12 protein-coding genes are annotated in these 20,452 nt (G+C 70.8%); 7 read left to right on the top strand and 5 right to left on the bottom strand.

Annotated elements, in window-relative coordinates:
• Positions 1 to 395: 395 nt before the first annotated feature.
• Positions 396 to 584, bottom strand: a complete 189-nt coding sequence (locus ACX27O_RS30580; protein WP_458940483.1) for a hypothetical protein — start codon at positions 582 to 584, stop codon at positions 396 to 398.
• Between the two features lie 19 nt (positions 585 to 603).
• On the opposite strand from ACX27O_RS30580, the gene ACX27O_RS30575 reads away from it, so the two are divergent.
• The 5 genes from ACX27O_RS30575 to pulA all read left to right on the top strand — a co-directional run bounded on the left by ACX27O_RS30575 (position 604) and on the right by pulA (position 9,012).
• Positions 604 to 1,347 carry a hypothetical protein gene (locus tag ACX27O_RS30575; RefSeq protein WP_458940482.1) on the top strand — a complete coding sequence of 248 codons (744 nt, stop codon included), beginning with the start codon at positions 604 to 606 and terminating at the stop codon, positions 1,345 to 1,347.
• A gap of 37 nt (positions 1,348 to 1,384) precedes the next feature.
• On the top strand, positions 1,385 to 1,774 hold the full coding sequence (locus ACX27O_RS30570) for a hypothetical protein (RefSeq protein WP_458940481.1): 390 nt from the start codon (positions 1,385 to 1,387) through the stop codon (positions 1,772 to 1,774).
• Positions 1,775 to 1,872: 98 nt separating this feature from the next.
• On the top strand, positions 1,873 to 2,565 hold the full coding sequence (locus ACX27O_RS30565) for a hypothetical protein (RefSeq protein ID WP_458940480.1): 693 nt from the start codon (positions 1,873 to 1,875) through the stop codon (positions 2,563 to 2,565).
• Between the two features lie 134 nt (positions 2,566 to 2,699).
• Positions 2,700 to 3,407 (top strand): cellulose binding domain-containing protein, encoded by a 708-nt coding sequence (locus ACX27O_RS30560; RefSeq protein WP_458940479.1) that lies wholly within the window; start codon positions 2,700 to 2,702, stop codon positions 3,405 to 3,407.
• Between the two features lie 109 nt (positions 3,408 to 3,516).
• Positions 3,517 to 9,012 carry a pullulanase-type alpha-1,6-glucosidase gene (pulA, locus tag ACX27O_RS30555; protein ID WP_458940478.1) on the top strand — a complete coding sequence of 1,832 codons (5,496 nt, stop codon included), beginning with the start codon at positions 3,517 to 3,519 and terminating at the stop codon, positions 9,010 to 9,012.
• Between the two features lie 110 nt (positions 9,013 to 9,122).
• Here the strand turns inward: pulA and ACX27O_RS30550 are convergent, their stop codons facing one another.
• The 3 genes from ACX27O_RS30550 to ACX27O_RS30540 form a co-directional block, all read right to left on the bottom strand.
• Complete coding sequence (locus ACX27O_RS30550; protein ID WP_458940477.1) at positions 9,123 to 10,769, bottom strand: hypothetical protein; 1,647 nt, start codon at positions 10,767 to 10,769, stop codon at positions 9,123 to 9,125.
• A gap of 291 nt (positions 10,770 to 11,060) precedes the next feature.
• On the bottom strand, positions 11,061 to 12,944 hold the full coding sequence (locus ACX27O_RS30545) for a hypothetical protein (RefSeq protein WP_458940476.1): 1,884 nt from the start codon (positions 12,942 to 12,944) through the stop codon (positions 11,061 to 11,063).
• A gap of 1,052 nt (positions 12,945 to 13,996) precedes the next feature.
• Positions 13,997 to 15,478, bottom strand: a complete 1,482-nt coding sequence (locus tag ACX27O_RS30540; protein WP_458940475.1) for an aminopeptidase P family protein — start codon at positions 15,476 to 15,478, stop codon at positions 13,997 to 13,999.
• Positions 15,479 to 15,610: 132 nt separating this feature from the next.
• Here ACX27O_RS30540 and asnB point away from each other — a divergent pair, with 132 nt between their 5' ends.
• Complete coding sequence (gene asnB / locus ACX27O_RS30535) at positions 15,611 to 17,572, top strand: asparagine synthase (glutamine-hydrolyzing) (RefSeq protein WP_036412658.1); 1,962 nt, start codon at positions 15,611 to 15,613, stop codon at positions 17,570 to 17,572.
• Between the two features lie 86 nt (positions 17,573 to 17,658).
• On the opposite strand, the gene ACX27O_RS30530 is transcribed toward asnB, so the two are convergent.
• A complete protein-coding gene (locus tag ACX27O_RS30530; protein WP_358129174.1) occupies positions 17,659 to 18,756 on the bottom strand; it encodes a lytic polysaccharide monooxygenase in 1,098 nt (365 codons plus the stop codon).
• Positions 18,757 to 19,108: 352 nt separating this feature from the next.
• On the opposite strand from ACX27O_RS30530, the gene ACX27O_RS30525 reads away from it, so the two are divergent.
• On the top strand, positions 19,109 to 20,386 hold the full coding sequence (locus ACX27O_RS30525) for an XdhC/CoxI family protein (RefSeq protein WP_358129177.1): 1,278 nt from the start codon (positions 19,109 to 19,111) through the stop codon (positions 20,384 to 20,386).
• Positions 20,387 to 20,452 lie beyond the last annotated feature (66 nt).

The raw sequence follows: 20,452 nt of genomic DNA, 5'->3' as shown, positions 1-20,452 counted from the left end.
GACGACAACCTCTGCCCCGGCATGACCCCTCATCCTGACGAGAATCCACCCCGTTGCAACAACCACTTGAGCCCAAGTGCGGGGGATACCGCGGTTTCCTGAAAGCCGAGTGGATCACGTCCGTCTGCGCCATTTGCGCCCGCTCGACCGGGGCCGAGGCGGGGAGACAGTGCCCGACGGAACCGGGCGACCTGGCCGGACCCGGTCCCACCCTTGGGTCACGCCGCGGCCCCGTTCGCCCGCCGGGCCGTCCGCCCGTTCGCCCGGGTCGGCTGTCTGCCCGGGTCGGCTGTCTGCCCGGGTCGTTCGCCGGGTTGTTCGCCCGTTTGCCCAAGTCGGTTGGTCGCCGGGTGGCCCGCCGGGTTCCCCGCCGATTCTCTACAGGGGACGGTCGGTCAGGCGGGGTCGGCGGGCTTCGCCGCGTCGTTGGCCTGGGCGTGCCGCTCCAGGAGTCGCTGCCGGATCTCCTCCGGGGTGTACGCGCGCCGACGCCGTTCGGCCCGCGCGATGACCACACCGGAGGCCGCGACGCCGGCGAGCCCGGCCAGCCCGAGAACCTTCCACCACCGCATTCGTAGCCGCATCGGCCTAGGCTAGTCCCTCATGAGCATCAGCCTGGACGAGGCCGTCGAGTTGACCCGCACCGGTGACGTGTGGGTTTTCCGGGGTCGCAGCGTGCCGGACCGGGCCATCCAGTTCACCACCAACAGCCCGGTGAACCACGTCGGGATGGCGGTGGTGTTGGACGACATGCCGCCGCTGATGTGGCACGCGGAGCTGGGCAGGTCGTTGCCGGACCTGTGGTCGGGCACCCACCAGCGCGGCGTGCAGCTGCACGACCTGCGGGACGCGGTCTGCGTCTGGGCCAACCGGTACGGCCAACGGGCCTGGCTGCGACAGCTCGACCCGCCCGCCGACGGGGAGATGGAACGGGCGGTGCTGCGGACGATCGCGCGGTTGGACGGCACACCGTTCCCGTCGACAGCGCAACTGGCGTGGCGCTGGGTGCGTGGTCGGGTGCCGACGCTGCCCCTGCCCGGCCGGCCAGCACCTCGGCGAAACCCGGCGACCCCGGCGATCCCTGCCGGCCCGTCCGGATCGGCGGGTGAGCGGGACCAGGCGACCCCGGCCAGTCCGTCCGGATCGGCGGGCGAGCGGGACCGGGCGCTGGAGACGGCGTACTGCGCCGAGGTGGTGGCGGTGACCTACGAGGCCATGGGGTTGCTGCCGGCGGGGCGGCGTCCGAACTGGTATGACCCGGGGCGGTTCTGGAGTGGTGACGACCTCGGTCTGGCCGCCGACGCCCGGTTGGGGTCGGAGATCGAGGTACGGGTGCCGCCGCGCTGAGGTTTGACCCGGGCGGCGACCGGCAATTGCTGTGACCGTGAACGCCTCCACGGATCTTGACACGTTGGCCGACTTCTTCGACCGGTACGGCGTGGCGCTGACCTCCGGCGATCTGCCGGCCATCGCCGGTTGTTACGCCCTGCCGGGGTTGGTGGTGGCCGACACGTACAGCTTCTCGTTCACCACCGCGGCGGCGGTGGCGCTGTCCTTCGTGGGCGCCGCGCCTGACTACCAGGACCGGGAGCTGGTCGCGGCCCACGCCCGGATCGAGGACGTGCAGCCGGTGTCCGCGCTGTTGACGATGGTGGCGGTGGAGTGGGAGTTCCTGGACAGTCGGGGGCGGTCGGTGCCCGGGGAGCGGTACCGCTACCTGTTGCGTACCTCCGATGATGGGCCACTCATCTGCACGGTCGTCCGGACGGGCTGACCGACCGGGGCCGGTCGGCCCGATCCGTACCCGCCAGGTTCCCGGCCCGCGCGGCGCTGGCTACGCTGTCGCGTCGGTGGGGGACGAGGGGAGACCTGATGGCGGTGCGGCCGGACGGTGCGGCAGATTCGCGGGCGGCGCGGGTGTTGGTGTCGGTGCCGTGGATCGTGGTGCTGCTCGGTGTGTGCGCGCTGGTGGTGCTCCTGGTGGTGGCGCTGTTGTCGTTCCGGGAAAGGGAGCGCGACGCCGGGCCGCAGGCCGCGCCTCCGGCGTTCCTGCCGACCATGCCGGCCGGCGCATCCACCACCGGCGGGCCGACCCCGGCCGCTGTGGAGCGGCGCTCGGTGTCGCCGCGACCGTCACGCAGCAGCCCGTCACCGTCGCCGTCACCGTCACCGCGGGCCACGGTGACCGGCTCGCCGACGCCGGGGCGGACGAGCGTGCTGTCCGCGCCGACGGAACCGGCGGACGACCCCGTCAGCGCCCGGTACCAGGTCGGCACGAACGGCTGGAACGGGGAGGCGGCGATCCTGTCGATCGCCAACACGTCGAGTCGGTCGGTGGACTGGCAGGTGGAGTTGGCGTTCGACGACGACACCTGGGCGCTGCGAGTCGGTGACGACTCGGGCGTCTCGGTACGGGGGCGCGGGGACGGCGAGTTCGTGGTGCGCGGCGCCCGTTCGCTGGAACCGGGCGACTCCCGGACGCTGCGGCTGCGCGTCGGCTTGGGTGAGTCGGCGCAACGACCGCTCGCGTGCACGATCAACGGGGTCGACTGCCGGATCGGCTGAGCCGCAGCTGGCCCGGCGACGACGCACGGCCGAGGCTTACCGCCCGGGCGCCGATCGCTACGCCGCGTGGCCGAGGCTTTCCGGCCTGGGCCGCCGATCGCTACGCTGCGCGGACGATCCGCTGAGGGAGGTACATGTCCGGCATGCGCCGCCGTGCTCCGCGTCCGCCGCACGGTCCGGTCGCGATCGCATCGTCGCCCTGGATCGTGGTGGGTGCCGGTGTCGTCGTGATGGTGGTCCTGCTCTTCGTGGCGCTGGGCGCGTACCGGGGACGTAGCCCTGCGCCGGACGGCGCGCAGCCGCCGGCGCTGCCGGTGCCGTCCGTGGCGGCGGAGCCGAGCGTGCCCACGTCGGTGGCGTCCGCGGTGCCGTCTCCGGCACCGGTGCTGCCGGGGTTGTCCGGGCGGGCCAGCGGGCTGCCGCCGAGCGCCGCGGCCGGTTCCGGTGCACCGTCGGCAGTTCCGACGATCGCTGCGACGGGCAGGCCGACGGCGACGCGGTCGCCGACCCGGGCGGCACCGGGTCAGCCGGGGATGGCCGGGCGGTACCGGGTGGTGCAGAGCTTCGACGGCGGCTTCATCGGCGAGGTGGCGATGGTGAACACGTCCACCCGGAGCCGCGGCTGGACGGTGCGGTTGGAGTTCTCCGGTGGACGGTTGGTGACCGCCTGGGTGGAGGGCGTCCCTCAGGGGACGATCCGGCCGGGCGATGACGGCTTCACGTACGTCAGCGGGGTCGAGGTGTCGGCCGGCGGTTCGGTGTCGTTGCGGTTCCACATGGAGCGGGCGTCGAGCACGCCACGGGAGTGCACTGTGGACGGGGTGCGCTGCGGCGGCCTCTGAGCGGCGATTTCGCAAGGTTGCTGCTTTGTTGCGACCACGTTTGCAAGGTATTGCAGAATGTTTCGGCAAGGGTTAGCGTGCGGCCATCAGCGACCAGAGGAAGGCGTCGATGAAACCCCCGCCGATACCGCGTACCGCCCTGCTGGCCCTTACCTCCCTGCTCACCGTCACCCTCGCCGGCGCTCCGGTCGCCGTGCAGCCCGCCGCCGCGAGCCCTCAACCGTCCGACAGTGCCTCACTCGCGGTCGGCGGCGCGACCCAGTGGCGCGACGAACCCAGCGCCGACGCGCTGCTGAAGGCCGGCGGCAACGCCGGCCGCGCCGAGCAGTTCTACTTCGTCCTGCCGGACCGGTTCGCCAACGGAGACCCCCGCAACGACCAGGGTGGCCTCACCGGTGACCGGCTGCGCACCGGCCTCGACCCCACCGGCAAGGGCTTCTACCACGGCGGTGACCTCAAGGGCGTCATCGACAAACTGGACTACATCCAGGGGATGGGCACCACTGCCATCTGGCTCGCCCCGATCTTCAAGAACCGGCCGGTGCAGGGTGCCGGCAACGACATCTCGGCCGGCTACCACGGCTACTGGATCACCGACTTCACCCAGGTGGACCCGCACTTCGGCACCATGGAGGAGATGAAGCGCCTGGTCAGGCTCGCCCACCAGCGCGGCATCAAGATCTACCTCGACGTGATCGTCAACCACACCGCCGACGTCATCAAGTACGCCGAGGACAGGTACGCGTACGTGGACAAGGCGACCTCGCCGTACACCGACGCGCAGGGCCGGGCGTTCGAGGACCGCAACTACGCCGACGGCAGCCGCGCGTTCCCGCCGGTCGACAGGGAGTCCTTCCCGTACACGCCGACCTTCGCCGAGCCGGAGGACGCGAGCGTCAAGGTTCCGGCCTGGCTCAACGACGCCACCATGTACCACAACCGGGGTGACTCCACCTTCGCCGGAGAGAACAGCGAGTACGGCGACTTCTTCGGCCTCGACGACCTGTGGACCGAGCGTCCCGAGGTGGTCCGGGGCCTGACGAAGGCGTACGGGGACTGGATCGGCGCGACCGGTGTCGACGGGTTCCGGTTGGACACCGTGAAGCACGTCAACATGGACTTCTGGCCGCAGTTCAGCCAGGGCATCCAACGGGCCGCCGAGAAGGCCGGCAAGAAGGACTTCTTCATGTTCGGCGAGGTGTACAGCGCCGACCCGGAGATCAGCTCCAGCTACGTCCGCCAGGGTGGCCTGCCGGCCACCCTCGACTTCGCCTTCCAGGAGGCCGCGCGCGGCTTCACCGCCGCAGCCGGCTCCGCGAAGGCGCTCGCCGACGTGTACGCCCGCGACGACCTCTATGCCGCCCGGAACACCGACGCGGGCCGGTTGACCACCTTCCTCGGCAACCACGACATGGGCCGGATCGGCTCGTTCATCGCCGCAGGTGGCACCGACCCGGCCAGCCACCTGCGGCGCGACCAGCTCGCGCACCAGTTGATGTTCCTGACCCGTGGTCAGCCGGTGGTGTACTCCGGCGACGAACAGGGCTTCACCGGGCCGGGCGGAGACAAGGACGCCCGGCAGGACATGTTCGCGTCGAAGACCCCCGACTACCTCGACGACGACCTGCTCGGCACCGACCGCACCCACGCCAGCGACCAGTTCGACACCTCCCATCCGCTGTACCGGACCATCGCCGAGCTGGGCCGGCTGCGCCAGGCCCACCCGGCGCTGCGCGACGGCGCGCAGGTCACCCGGTACGCGGCCGACGGGCCGGGCGTCTTCGCCGCCTCCCGGATCGCCCCGGCCGACCGCACCGAGTACGTGGTGGCCGTGAACAACGCCGACACCGCGCAGACTGTCACTGTGGACACCTGGTCGGCCGGCGCCACCTTCACCGGCATCTACGGCGCCTCCGGCGACGCGCGGGCCAACGGTGACGGCGAAGTGGCCCTCACCGTGCCGCCGTTGTCGGCCGTCGTGTACCGGGCCGGCAGCCCCATCGCACCGGCCGCCGACAAGCCGACCATCACCATCACCAGCCCGATCCCGGACGCGCCGGTCGCCACCCGGGCCGCGGTCACCGCCCGGGTCACCGGTGATCCGCTGGCCAGCGTCACCGTCGCGGCCCGGGTGGCCGGTGGCCGGTGGACGCTGCTGGGCAGCGCCGACCACGCCCCGTACACCGTGCAGCACGACCTGACCGGCCTGGCCGGGGGTACCCGGGTCGAGTACAAGGCGGTGGTCCGCGACGGTCGGGGCCGGACCGCCACCGCCCGGTCCACCGCAGTCGTCGGCACCCCGGAGCAGGGCGGCTCCCGGGAGTGGGCGGTGGTGCACTACCAACGCCCGGCCGGCGGGTACGACGACTGGGGGCTGTACGCCTGGGGGGACATCGACCCGGCGTACGTCACCGAGTGGCCCAAGGGGCAGCCGTTCACCGGGGAGGACTCCTACGGCCGGTTCGCCTGGGTGAAGCTCAAGCCGGGCGCGACGTCGGTGAACTTCCTGGTCGTCGACAAGGCCGGCACGAAGGACGTCGCCCAGGACCGCAGCATCGACCTCACCCGGACCGGGGAGATCTGGCTCAAGCAGGGCGACCCGGCGATCTACCCGAGCAGGCAGGCGGCCACCGGTGAGCCGGATCCGCCGGTCGAGGAGGGCACCGCCGTGCTGCACTACCGGCGGGCCGACGGCAACTACGACGGCTGGGGCCTGCACCTGTGGGACGGGGCGGCCAACCCGACCGAATGGTCCACCCCGCTGCGGCCGAGCGCCATTGACGCGTTCGGGGCGGTGTTCCGGGTGCCGCTGGCGGCCGGCGCCACCGGCCTGAACTACATCATCCACAACGGCGACACCAAGGACCTGCCCGACGACCAGCGGCTCGACTTCGCCAGCGCCGGGCGGGAGGTGTGGCTGCTCGCCGCCACACCGGGCCGGCTGCTGCCGTCGGCGGCCACCACCGCCAGCGGGGACACCGACATCAGCAAGCAGAAGGCGCACTGGATCGACAGGTCCACCGTGGCGTGGCAGACACCCCCTACCGACGGCAGGACGTACGCGCTGGTCGCCGCGCCCACCGGTGGGGTCAGCGTGGTCGACGGTGAGCTGAGCGGCACGTACACCAGCCTGCCGTTGCGGGCGCAGCGCAACGGGCTCACCGAGGCGCAACGCGACAGGTTCCCGCACCTGTGGTCGTACCGTAGCTTCGCGCTGGACCGGGCGGACCTGGCCAAGGTCCCGGCGGCGTTGCGCGGGCAGTTGCTGGTCACCGCACGCGACGCCGAGGGTGCGCTGCTCGCCGCCACCGGCGTGCAGATCCCCGGCGTGCTCGACGACGTGTACTCCCGGGCGGCCGACGCCACCCTCGGGCCCACCTTCGCGGGCCGGACGCCAAGCCTCGCGCTGTGGGCGCCGACCGCCCGGAGCGTGGCGTTGCAGCTGTTCGACTCGCCCACCAGCACCCCGAGGACGGTGCCGATGCGCCGCGACGATCGCACCGGCGTCTGGTCGGTGCGCGGCGACCACACCTGGACCGGCAGGTTCTACCGGTACGAGGTGCGGGCCTGGCAGCCAGCCGCGCAGAAAATGATCACCGCGTCGGTCACCGACCCCTACTCGGTGGCCCTCGCCGCGGACTCCACGCACAGCCAACTGGTCGACCTCAACGACCCGGCGCTGGCACCCCCCGGGTGGCGCACGCTGCGCAAACCGGCGCCGGTGCCGGCCGCGAAGGCGCAGATCACCGAGCTGTCCGTGCGGGACTTCTCCATCGCCGACCAGACGGTGCCCGCCGAGCGACGGGGGACGTTCCTCGCGTTCACCGACCCGAAGACCGCCGGCATGAGCCACCTGCGGGCGGTCGGCGCCGCCGGGGTCACCCACCTGCACCTGCTGCCGGCGTTCGACTTCGCGACGATCCCCGAGCGGCGCGCCGACCAGCGCCAGCCGGCCTGCGACCTGCCGGCCCTGCCCCCCGACTCGGCCGAGCAGCAGAAGTGCGTGGCGGCGGTCGCCGAGACCGACGGCTACAACTGGGGGTACGACCCGCTGCACTACACCGTCCCGGAGGGCGGCTACGCCGTCGACCCGGCCGGCGCGGCGCGGACCACCGAGTTCCGGCGGATGGTCGCCGGGGTGAACGACGCCGGGCTGCGGGTGGTCATGGACGTTGTCTACAACCACACGTCGGCGGCCGGCACCGACCCGAAGTCGGTGCTCGACCAGATCGTGCCCGGCTATTACCACCGGCTGCTGGACGACGGCACGGTGGCCAACTCCACCTGCTGCGCCAACACCGCCCCCGAGCACGCCATGATGGGCAAGCTGGTCGTCGACTCGCTGGTCACCTGGGCCCGCCAGTACAAGGTGGACGGCTTCCGCTTCGACCTGATGGGTCACCACCCGAAGGCCAACATCCTGGCCGTCCGGGCGGCACTGGACCGGTTGACCGTCGCCCGCGACGGCGTGGACGGCCGGTCGATCCTGCTCTACGGCGAGGGCTGGAACTTCGGCGAGGTCGCCAACGACGCCCGTTTCGTGCAGGCCACCCAGGCCAACATGGCCGGCACCGGCATCGGCACCTTCAACGACCGGCTGCGCGACGCGGTGCGCGGCGGCGGACCGTTCGACGCCAACCCCCGGGTGCAGGGCTTCGCCTCCGGGCTCTACACCGACCCGAACGGCGACCCGGTCAACGGCTCGCCGGCCGAGCAGAAGGCCCGGCTGCTGCACGCCCACGACCTGATCAAGGTGGGGCTCACCGGCAACCTGCGCGACTACCGGTTCACCGACACCGCCGGACGGCAGGTCACCGGGGAGCAGGTCGACTACAACGGCTCCCCGGCCGGCTACACCGCGACGCCGGGGGAGGCCGTCACCTACGCCGACGCGCACGACAACGAGATCCTGTACGACGCGTTGGCGTACAAACTGCCGCAGGCCACCACGGCGGCGGACCGCTCCCGGATGCAGGTGCTGGCACTGGGCACCGTGGTGCTGGGACAGGGCACCGGGTTCGTCACCGCCGGCACCGAGCGGCTGCGATCGAAGTCGCTGGACCGCAACTCGTACAACTCCGGTGACTGGTTCAACCAGATCCGCTGGGGCTGTGAACGGGGCAACGGGTTCGGCGCTGGTCTGCCACCGGCGCCCGACAACGAGGACAAGTGGTCGTACGCGAAGCCGCTGCTGGCCGACCCGGCGCTGGTGCCGGACTGCGCGGCGATCAACACCACCGACGCCCGGTACGCCGAGTTGCTGCGCATCCGGGCGTCGTCGCCGGTGTTCGGGCTGACCAGCGCCGAGCAGGTGCAGCGGCGGGTCGCCTTCCCGCTGTCCGGTGCCCAGGAGACGCCGGGTGTGCTGACCATGACCCTGGACGCCCGCGGGCTGGGCGGTGCGTGGCAGTCGGTGACCGTCGTCTTCAACGCCACCCCGTCGGCGGCCACCCAGACGGTGACCGGGTTGCGCGGAGCGGACGTGGCACTGCACCCGGTGCTGATCGACTCGGCCGACCCGGCGCTGCGGACCGCCTCGTTCGACCGGGCGGCCGGCACGTTCACCGTACCGGCGCGCAGTGTGGCGGTCTTCGTCCAGAAGTGACTGTGAACCGGCCCCCTTCCGCGTCTCGCGGAAGGGGGCCGGCCGGTAGTGCTGGTGCTGCGCTCTGGTCACCCGAGGGTGCTGAGTCATCGTCACCCGAGGGTGATCGATCAGGCGAAGCAGTTCTCGATGGTGCCGCCCGGAATGGCCAGGCAGTTGGTCGGACGGTTCGCGGTGATGGCGGACTTGTTGTCCACGTTCACGTCTCCGAAGAAGCTGAAGACACCGCCCGGCGCAAAGGTGGAGAAGTTGTGCGCGACCTTCGTCTTCGACAGGTTGACCTCGCCGAAGATGTTGAAGATGCCGCCGCCGACCCCGATCGGGCCGATGGCCCGGTTGCCGACGACCTCGCTGTCGCGCAGCGTGGTGACGCTCAGGGTGTTGAAGAGCCCGCCGCCGAAGAAGCCGGCGGTGTTGTCCTTGATGCTGCTCTTCTCGAACGTGACAGCGCTGCCGAAGGCGATGGCGACACCGCCACCGACACCGGCGGTGCTGTTGCGCTCCACCGAGACGTTGTGCAGGTTCAGCTGGCTGTCCGCCGCAGCGATACCGCCGCCAGCGAGGACCGCGGTGTTCGAGGCGAACTTGGTCTCGTACGCCGTGGTGTTGCCCTCGATGTCGAGGTAGCCGCCGCCGAAGCCCAGCGTCTCGTTGTCGGTGATCTCGGCCTTCTTGAGCTCGACCGTTCCACCGTTGACGTCGTCGGTGAAGATCGGCGCGGCTCCGTTGGAGATGCCGCCACCACCGATGATGGCGGTGTTGTCCTTGATCTTCGACTCCTCGACCTTGAGCAGGCCAGCGTTGAACACGCCGCCACCGAAGAAGAAGGCGGTGTTACGGGTGACGGTGCTGTGCCAGATCTTCGTGGTGCCGAAGTTGGCCACACCACCACCGTTGCCGCCCGACTGGTTCAGGACGACCTCGGACTCCAGGATCTCGGCGGTGCCACCCGGCTGAACCAGGATGCCGGCACCGTCGGTGGATTCCGGGTACTCGACGAGCGGCGTGACGACGCCACCCTTAGCGGCCGGCGCGGCCTTGGCCGCGGCCTTGGGTGCCGCCTTCAGGCCAGCCTTCGGGTCGGCCTGTCGGGCGGTGAGCGCCTGGTTCAGCGGAACGCCCGCCTTCACCTGAGCCGCGATCGCCTCGGAGTCCGAGTAGGACGCCCAGACGGCCGCCGGCTCGACGCTGTTGAGCAGCTCGAGGGTCTGGCCACCCTTGATGGTCAGGCCCTTGATCGTGAGGTGACCACCGGCACCGACGTTCAGGATGCGGAAGTAGTCAGCGGTGGCTTCCCGGGCGATCGTGGTGTGCTCACCCTTGAGCGTGATCCGCTCGGTGATCACCGGCAGACCGTTGCCCTCGTAGTCGTTGCGGGTCAGGTTGTAGGTGCAGCCCTTGGCCAGCTCCAGCACACCGCCGTGCTTGTTGTTGGCGAACACGATCGCCTGAATCAGCTTGTCGGTGTCGCAGGGCACCTCCTTCCCGCGCTCGTGGTCCTTGTCCTTGTCCCGGCCCTTGTCCCGGTCCTCGTCCTTGTTCCAGTCGCGCCCCTCGTCACCCCGCTGGTCGCCGTCCTTGCTGACCTGCGTGGTGTTCCAGTTCAAGCCGACCGCACCGGCGCTGCCCGCGACGCCCACCGCCGCGAGACTGATCACGCCCGTCAAACCGGCCACGCCACTGGCGAGCCAGAGCTTGCGGCGGCGCTTGGCCGCCGCCCGCCCGGAGGCTTCGTTGTTCGTTAGGTAGTTGGACATCGGAGCTCTCTGCCCTCTCCTCGTACCAGACAGGGTCGCCGCCGTCAGACGGGCGTCCCCTGCTACAAATCGGTTGTAGCTCCCAAAACCACCGTATGAGAAGGTTCCTCGCCTCGCGGGCTTATCCGAGAGAAGCCCACATTCGGTTCATGTTGCCCCCAGCGGGGTCCGGACCGACACACCACCGCCCAAGCCGGCCGAGCGCCCTGTGACCTGCCCAAATGGGTACGCCCCTCCGAACCGTGACCGGCTCGGAGGGGCGCGCCCTCTATGTGGATCAGCCCCACCAGATCAGGCGAAGCAGTCCGGAACGTTGAAGCAGTTGGTCGGGCGGTTGGCAGTGACCGCGGACTTGTCGTCAAGCGTCACGGTGCCGCCGAGGCTGTTGAAGATGCCCCCCGGCGGGAGGGTGGAGAAGTTGTGCGCCACCGTCGTCCGGTGGAGCGTGACCTCGCTCCCCTCGGTGTTGAAGATGCCGCCACCGCGAGCGAACGGGCCGACCGCCCGGTTGCCCACCACCTCGCTGTCGCGCAGTGTGGTGACGCTGTCGTCGTTGTAGAGACCGGCACCGAAGAACCCGGCGGTGTTGTCCTTGATCCTGCTGTTCTCGATCGTCGCGACGCTGTCGAAAGCCACCGCCACGCCGCCACCCACGCCAGCGGTGCTGTTCTTGACCACCGTGGCGTCCTTGAGCGTGAGCTGACTGTCGGCCACCGCGACGCCACCACCGGCGAGAACCGCGGTGTTGTCACTGACCGTCGTCTGGTGCAGCGTCGTGGTGCCCGCTACATCCAGAACACCGCCGCCGAAGCCGAGCGTCTCGTTGTCGGTGACCTCGCTCTTGTAGACCCAGACCGCGCCGCCGTCGACGTCCTCGGTGAAGATCCGCGGCGCACCGTTGGCGATGCCACCGCCGCCGATGATCCCGGTGTTGTCCTTGATCTTCGACTCGTCGACCTGGAGTACGCCGGCGTTGAAGATGCCGCCACCGAAGAAGAAGGCGGTGTTGTGCGCGACCGTCGTCTTGCTGAGCCTGGTGTTGCCGAAGTTGGCCAACCCGCCGCCGTTGCCGCCGGACTGGTTGTAGAGCAACTCGCTGTCCAGGATCTCCGCGCGGCCACCGGGCTGCACCAGCACCCCCGCGCCGTCGGTGAACCCAGGCTGCTCGACCAGCGGCGTCACCGCCGGCCCGGCACCCGTCGGCTTCGCCGGTGCGGGTACCGGCTTGGCGGCTGTCGCCGTGGCGGCCTTTGCTGTCGTAGCGGCCTTGGTCGGTGTCGCCTTGGCCGGTGCTGCCTTGGTGGTGGCTTTCGCGGGTGCTGCCTTGGTGGTGGCCTTCGCGGCCGGCTTGGCGACCGGCTTGGCGGCGGGTTTCGCGGCCGGTTTGGCGGCGGTGGCCGTGGGCTTCGCCGCTGCCGCCGCTGACTCGGTCCCGGGTGCGGCAGTGGCCGGCGGCTTGGCCACCGTCGAGCGGACCGCAGCCGAGTACGGCGCCCAGACCGTCGCCGGGTCGGCGGTCATCGAGGGCTGAAGAGTCTGGCCACCCCTGATGCTCAGCCCCTTGAGGGTGAGGTGGCCGCCGGCGCCGACGTTGAGGATGCGGAAGTAGTCCGCCGTGGCATCCCGTCCGATGGTGGTGTGCTCACCCTTCAGGGTGATGTGCTCGGTGATCAACGGGAGGCCGTTGCCGTCCTGGTTGCGGGTCAGGGTGTAGGTGCAGCCCTTGGCCAACTCCAGTACGCCACCGTTCTCGTTGTTGGCGAACGTGATCGCCTGGATCAGCTTGTCGGAGTCGCACGGGACCTGTTTGGCGCGGTCCTTCTCGTCGTGCTTGCCGTCCTTCCCGTCTTTGCCGTCTTTGCTGTCCTTGCCGGGGTGGTCGTCGAAGCCGCTCCAGTCGCCGCCGCTCCACTCGTCGTCCTGACCACCATCGCCCTTGGCGCCGCTCTTGTCCGCGCCGCCGTCGTCGCTGACGTTCTGCCGGTTGGTCGACGGCTGCGCGTCGGACACCTGGTCGGACTTCGGCTTGTCGTCTCGAGCGGCGACGCCGCCGAGCGCCGCCAGGCCGACCACCCCGGTCAACCCGGCCACACCGGCGACCCAGAGCGCCCGCCTTCGTCGTGTCGGCGGAGCTGTCGACGCCCCGCCGTCGGTACTCGTTACGTCGTTGGACATCAGAGCCTTCCGCCCTTTCCTGCTACAGACGGGATCGCATCGCCCGAGGCGCCACGACCGGCTACAAATGGGTTGTAGCCAACTGATCCCCACCGTATGAGAACCATCTTCGCGATGCGGACGGATCCGAGATAACCACACATTAGGCGCAGGGCGGACATGGGTCATCAACCCGTCCGGGCTGGCAGAAGAAGGCTGCTACCAGCACAAACGCCGACTGGCGGTGCGGCCGGTTCTGCCCCCGGGCCTAGCTCGGGCCGGCTCGGTGGGCCTCGTCCGGACCAGAGAGCCGTGGGCCTGTCGCGGGGTCGGATGTCACGGGGTGGCCCTGGTGTCGCGGGGGTGGCCTGGTGTCGCGGGGTTGCCGCGGGGTCGGCCTGTCTTGGGGTGGTCTGGTGGTGCGGGGGTCTGTCGCGGGGTTGGTGTGGCGCGGGGTTGGTGTGGCGCGGGGTTGGCCTGGTGCGGCGGGGTCTGTCGCGGGGTGGCCTTGTGGTGCGGGGGTCGGTCTGTCGCAGGGTGGCCTGCGGCGAGGTCGGGCCGACGGCGAGGTCGGGCCGACGGCGAGGTCGGGCCGACGGCGAGGTCGGGCCGACGGCGAGGTCGGCCGCCGCGAGGTTGAATGGCGATGACGTCGGGGGACGACGGTGTACGGCCGTCGCTGTCGCGGATGCGGCCGTCGCGGTGTGCGGATACCGAACACCGCTCGTCCCTGCAGCGTGATCCACTCGGTTTTCCTGATAACGCGGTATCCGAGCGACGCGGATGGCACGACTTCAAGAAAACCGAGTGGATCACGGGCGGGGCTCAACCCGGCCCTCAGGCGAGGGCCAGGCGGACCAGGGGCCACGTCCACATCCTGGCGGGGTGGGGCCAGACGGGCCAGGCCCCGGCCCGTCAGTCGACGGGCCGGGGCTTGGTGGGCCGGGGCTTGGTGGGCCGGGGCCGGGCGGGCCAGGGCCGGGCGGGCCAGGGCCGGGCGGGCCAGGGCCGGGCGGGCCGGGGCCGGGCGGGCCAGGGGCGGGCCTGGCCGGGCTGGCCAGGGGCGGGGCGGGTTAGCTGGGCAGGCGGGGGCCGGCTTCGCGCTGTTCGGCGAGCCAGGTTTCCACCTCGTTAGAGGTGCGGGGCAGCCCGGCCGACAGGTTCACCGCGCCGGTCGCGGTGACCAGCACGTCGTCCTCGATTCGGATGCCGACGCCGCGCAGTTCGGCGGGGACCAGCTCGTCCTCCGGCTGGAAGTACAGACCGGGCTCGACGGTGAGCACGTAACCCTCGCCCAGCGCGCCGTCGCGGTAGGTCTCCTTGCGGGCGTTGGAGCAGTCGTGCACGTCGATGCCGAGCATGTGCCCGAAGCCGTGCAGTGTCCACCGGCGGTAGACGGTCGACTTCTCGTCCATCGCCTCGTCCACGCTCACCGGCAGCAGGCCCAGGTCGGACAGCCCTTCGGCGAGCACCCGCATGCAGGTCAGGTGGACGTCCTTGAACTTCACCCCGGGGCGGATGGCCTCGATGCCGGCCTGCTGCGAGGCGTACACGATGTCGTAGACCTGGCGTTGCAGGGCGGTGAACCGCCCGTTCACCGGGAGCACCCGGGTCACGTCGGCGGTGTAGAGGTTGCGGCCCTCGACACCCATGTCCATCAGCAGCAGGTCACCCGGTCGGGTGGCGCCGTGGTTGTGCACCCAGTGCAGGATGGTGGCGTGCTCGCCGGCACCGACGATCGAGCTGTACCCGACGTCGTTGCCGTCGTGGCGGGCCCGCAGCGCGAAGACACCCTCCAGCAGCCGCTCGGAGACCGCCCGGTCGGCCGGCAGGATCCGGGCCACGTCCTCGAAGCCGCGGACGGTGGCGTCGATCGCGTCCTGGAGTTGGCCGATCTCCCACTCGTCCTTGACCAGCTTCATTTCCGAGATGGCGATCGCCAGCTCCCGGTCCCGGGCCGGTTGGCCGTCGGCGCGCGGCCCGTCATAGGGGCGGACGGCCGCGTCCACCTGGGCGTCGAAACCGCGCAACACACGGGTACGCCCCGGAGCCAGGTCGGCGAGCGTCGCCTCCAGGCCGGTCAGGTCAGCGGTGGGCAGGCCCAGCTCGGTCGACTTCTCGGCGAGGGTGTGCCGCCGGCCCACCCACAGCTCGCCGTTGCGGCTGCGGAAGAACTCGTCGGTCTCCCGGGAGGACCGGGGCCGCATGTACAGCATCGCGTCGTGCCCGGAGCCGTTGGGGCGCAGCACCAGCACGCTGTCGGCGTCGTGGTCGCCGGTCAGGTAGGCGAAGTCGCTGCCCGGCCGGAACGGGTAGTCGGTGTCGTTGGCCCGGACCTTCTCGGTGCCGGTGGGGATCACCAGCGTCTCGCCGGGGAAGGCCGCCGAGAGGGCAGCCCGCCGCTTGGCGTAGTTGGGGGTCTCCGGGCGGGGCGTCACGGGGAGCGCGGTGTCGCGCCAGCCCTGCCGCATGAAGGACAGGAACGCCTCCGGGAAGTCCGGATCGTGCGATTCCGTACCGTCCGTTGGCGTACCGTCGGTGCGTCCCTCGGTCATTGCGCCGCTCCCTCCGCTTCGTTGCTGGTCCCGACGGTACCGCGCGTGCGGTTGGCGGTAACGCCCCCCGGGAGTCGGGTGGATCGACGGACGGCTGCAAGGGCCGACAGCGCGCGTGGAAAGATGACGACCATGTGCGGACTTCTGGCCTTCTTCAGCGCGAACGGCAACGCCGCGGCGCACCGCGACCACATCGCCGGAGCGTTGGAATGCCTGCACCACCGCGGCCCCGACGAGACCGGGGTCGAGGTGGTCGGCGACGCCTCCGGCCGGTACGCGGACGGCGTGTTCGCCCACAAGCGGCTGGCCATCATCGACGTCGCGTCGAGCCACGAGCCACTGCCCTACGCGAACGGCCGTTACCTGCTGACCTTCAACGGCGAGATCTACAACTACATCGAGCTGCGCGAGGAGTTGATCAGGAACTTCGGTGCCCAGTTCGCCACCGCCGGTGACGGCGAGGTGATCGTCGCGGGCTACCACTTCTGGGGTGAGCAGGTGCTCACCCGCCTGCGGGGCATGTTCGCCTTCGTCATCTGGGACCGGCAGGAGCGCCGGGCGTTCGGTGCCCGCGACTACTTCGGCATCAAGCCGATGCACTACCTGGAGACCGCCGACGGCCTCTACCTGGCCTCGGAGAAGAAGGCACTGCTGCCGTTCGCGCACAGCAACTACCAGGGCGACGCGGGCGTCGACACGGCCAACCTGAGCCACTACCTGACCCTGCAGTACGTCCCCGAGCCGGGCACCCTGCACAAGGGGATCAGCCGGATCGGTTCGGGGGAGTACCTGAACTGGACCCCGGGCGGGCGGATCGACGTGCGTCGGTGGTACCGGCCGGTGTTCCGGCCGGCGCCGGTGGACGACGAGCAGAAGCTCTACCACGAGATCCGGGAGACGCTGCGGGAGAGCGTGCGCATGCACATGCGCTCGGACGTGCCGGTCGGCTCGTTCCTGTCCAGCGGCATCGACTCGACGGCTGTGGTGGCGCTGGCCCGGGAGTTCAACCCGAACATCCTCACCTTCACCGTCGGCTACGACGTGCCGGGTTACTCGGAGATCGACGTCGCGCAGGACTCGGCCCGGCACCTGGACGTCACCACGATCCCCACCAAGATCGGTCCGCAGGACATGATCGACGCGCTGCCGAAGATCGTGTGGCACCTGGACGACCCGGTGGCCGACCCGGCGCTGGTGCCGCTCTACTTCGTGGCCAAGAAGGCCGCCGAGCACGTCACCGTGGTGCTCTCCGGTGAGGGCGCGGACGAGTTCTTCGGCGGCTACACGATCTACCGGGAGCCGCTGTCGCTGGGCACCGTGAACGGCCTGCCCGGCGGGGTGCAGAAGGGGCTGCGCGCGGTCTCCAGGGCGATCCCGCAGGGGGTCAAGGGCAAGAGCTTCCTGGAGCGCGGCACCACCCCGATCGAGGAGCGTTACTACGGCAACGCCCGGATGTTCACCGAGGAGGAGAAGCAGCAGCTGATGCGCCGCTACGACCCCTCGGTGCGCTACACGGATGTCACCGCCCCGATCTACGCCGAGTGCACGGAGCTGGACGACGTCACCAAGATGCAGTACGTCGACCTCTACACCTGGCTGCGCGGCGACATTCTGGTCAAGGCCGACCGGATCTCGATGTCGCACTCGCTGGAGGTGCGGGTGCCGTTCCTCGACCGCGAGGTCTTCGACGTCGCGGCGAAGATCCCGGTGGACCTGAAGCTGCCGCCGCGCTCGGACGCCACCAAGTACGCGATGCGTCAGGCGTTGCAGGGGGTCGTGCCGCCGGCCATCGTCAACCGCAAGAAGCTGGGCTTCCCGACCCCGACCCGAGTCTGGCTACGCGGCGAGATGTACGAGTGGGCCCGGCACGTGCTCAGCACCTCGGGTGCGGGCGATCTGCTCGACCTGTCGTACGCGCTGCGGCTGCTCGACGAGCACAAGCGGGAGGAGGCCGACCACTCCCGCAAGGTCTGGACGGTGCTGATCTTCTGCATCTGGCACGCGATCTTCGTGGCCAAGACGCTCGACCCGGGTATCCAGCGCAACCAGTCCGCGCTGCTCACGAAGCCGGTGGTCGGTTCCATGGTCCGCTGACCCACGCCCCACCCTGTTGATCAAGAGGTTTGCGTCACCGGAAGCACTCCGGGTGACGCAAACCTCTTGATCATTTCAGGTGGTGGTCAGCGGCCGGCGCACGTGACAGTGGGAAGTCCGTTCGTTCCTGTGCTGCTGGCCAGGAAGCCGAACGTCGTGCTGCCCTCCGGTGCGACGGTGCCGTTGTAGGCGACGTTCGTCGCTGTCACCGTTGAACCGGACGACGTCTGGGTGGCACCCCAGATCTGACTGATCGATTGCCCGTTGGGCCAGGTCCAGCTCGCGGTCCAACCGGAGAACGGCGTGCTGCCGTGGTTCATGATCGTGACCTCGCCCTGGAAGCCGCCCTGCCAGGAGCTGCTCACCTTGTAGGCCGCCATGCATGCACCGCCGGACGGCGGCGGGGTGGTCGGGTCGGTCGGCGGATCCGTCGGGTCGGTCGGCGGATCGGTGGGGTCGGTCGGCGGGTCGGTCGGCGTACCACCCGGACCCACGCCGGTGACCTGGCCGCTGCCGCCGTCGAAGGTCACGTCGGAGCAGCCGAAGAAGTTCTCCTGCGAGTCCGAGCGGACCCAACGGGAGTAGATGATGTGCCGGCCACTCTTACCCGACGGCAGGTTGCCGCTGAAGTAGTAGTGCCCGTCGTTGCTGCCGACGCTGCCGCGCTGCGGCGGGTTGGTCACCGTGAGGAACGGCTGCTCCAGGTCACTCCAGGCCAGCGCCCGGGTCGGGCTCCAGCTGTCCTTCGTGACGTAGAAGTAGAACGTGCCCGGGTGGTGCGCCCAGTTGCTGTACTTGAAGTCCAACCGCGCCCCGGCGGTCAGGTGGGTCAGCGGCCAGTCGGTGCGGGGCAGGTCGTAGCCGCGGAAACCGGAGTTGCCGCCGCTGCACAGTTGCCCGTCCGGGATGAAGCCGGTGGTCCGGCCACCCGCGTCGGAGCGCAGCACGCTGAACCAGTTGTAGAGCGAGTTCGCCCCGCTCTGCGCCACCGCGGCGGCGCACGCGGGGTTGTTCGGCCTGATCTCACCGGTCTGGCTGCGGCCGTCCTGCCAGCACAGGTACGTGCGGCTGCCCGGCGTCATCGCCGCGCCGTGCGCGGCGGCCGGACCGGACGCCACGGCGACAGCGCCCAGCGCGAGGGTCACGGCCGCGGTGAGTAACGCGGCCGTACGGGAACGATTCACGGGTTCTCCTGACTCGCGAGGCGCGCTGCCTGAGCCGCCTCGCCGCAATCGGGTGGGATGTGGCCTGATCGCCCCGCTGTCGTGAGCGGTGCGACGATCACAGCGACGTGCCCCGGCGGAATCGGCCGGTGGACGTGCGCCGTCGACGGTCCTGTCCTGGACCGGTGCCCTCGCGTCTAACCAACCCGGCAACCGGCGGCGCCGCAGCCCTCGCACCGCCCGGTACGCGTCATCCCACCATGCCGTACCGGGCGGGCGCAATAGGCATTGCTCGATGCAGGAGAAGACCCGCCGGTCGCCGTTGAACGCCATATCCTGCCTACGGGGAGCGGGAACGGAGAGGCGGCCGCCGGTGCCGGACGTGTTCGACGAGGTGCACCGCCGGTGCCGCGACGGCGAGCCGGTCGCGCTGGCCACCGTCGTGGCCACCTGGCAATCCGCCCCGCAGCCACCCGGCGCCGCCATGGTGGTCACGACCGACGGCACCGTCGTCGGCAGCGTCTCCGGCGGCTGCGTCGAGGCGGATCTCTACGAACGGGCCCGCCGGGTGCTCGACACCGGCCAACCCGAGCTGCGCCGCTACGGGATCAGCGACGATGACGCGTACGCCGTGGGCCTGACCTGCGGCGGCATCCTCGACGTGTTCGTCGAGCGTGTCGACGCGAGCGCCCTGCCGGCGCTGGACGCGGTCGCCGCCGCCCGCCGCGACGGCCACCCGGCGGCAGTCGTCACCTGCGTCGCCGCCGACGCCCACCACCCACCGACCGCCGACGCCACCTGCGTCGCCGCCGACGCCGGGAGCCGACCGGTCGATGACGCCACCAACACACCGGCCGCCGACGCCGGCCGTCGACCGGCCGACGCGCATGATTCGCCGGCCGCCGCTGACCACGCCGGAGCGAGCGACCCGGCCCGGCGGCTCGGCCGGCGGCTGGTGCTGACCGGCCAGCGCCGCGTCGGCTCGCTCGGCGACGACCGGCTCGACGACGCCGCCAGCGCCGACGCCCTCGGGCTGCTCGCCGCGGGGCGCAGCGGGATGCTCCGGTACGGATACCACGGGCAGCGCCGAGGCAACGGCGTCGGTCTCTTCGTGACCACGTACGCCACCCCACCCCGGATGATCGTCTTCGGGGCGATCGACTTCGCTGCCGCGGTGGCCCGGATCGGCGCGTTCCTCGGCTACCGGGTCACTGTCTGCGACGCCCGGCGGGTCTTCGCCACCGCGCGGCGTTTTCCCGGGGCGGACGAGGTGGTGGTGCAGTGGCCGCACCGCTACCTGGCTACCGAGGTGGCGGCCGGTCGACTCGACGAGCGCACTGTGGTGTGCGTGTTGACCCACGACCCGAAGTTCGACGTGCCGTTGCTGGAGTTGGCGCTGCGCCAGCCGCTGGCGTACGTCGGCGCGATGGGCTCACGGCGCACCCACGACGAGCGGCACAAGCTGCTGACCGAGGCGGGGCTCAGCCCGCAGCAGCTGTCCCGGCTCGCCTCACCGATCGGGTTGGACCTCGGTGGTCGTACCCCTGAGGAGACCGCGGTGAGTGTGGCCGCGCAGATCGTCGCGGCCCGGTGGGGCGGCACCGGCCGCCCTCTCGCCGCGCTCGACGGGCCGATCCACCGGTCGGGGTAGCGCGCCCGTCGGTGCCGGGCCTTCGGCGCCCATCGGGGCGCGCGCTGTGCCAGCCTGGTGCCACGG

It is taken from the genome of Micromonospora sp. SD19 (assembly GCF_054462275.1).
This window is presented reverse-complemented; position numbering and strand designations above follow the sequence as displayed.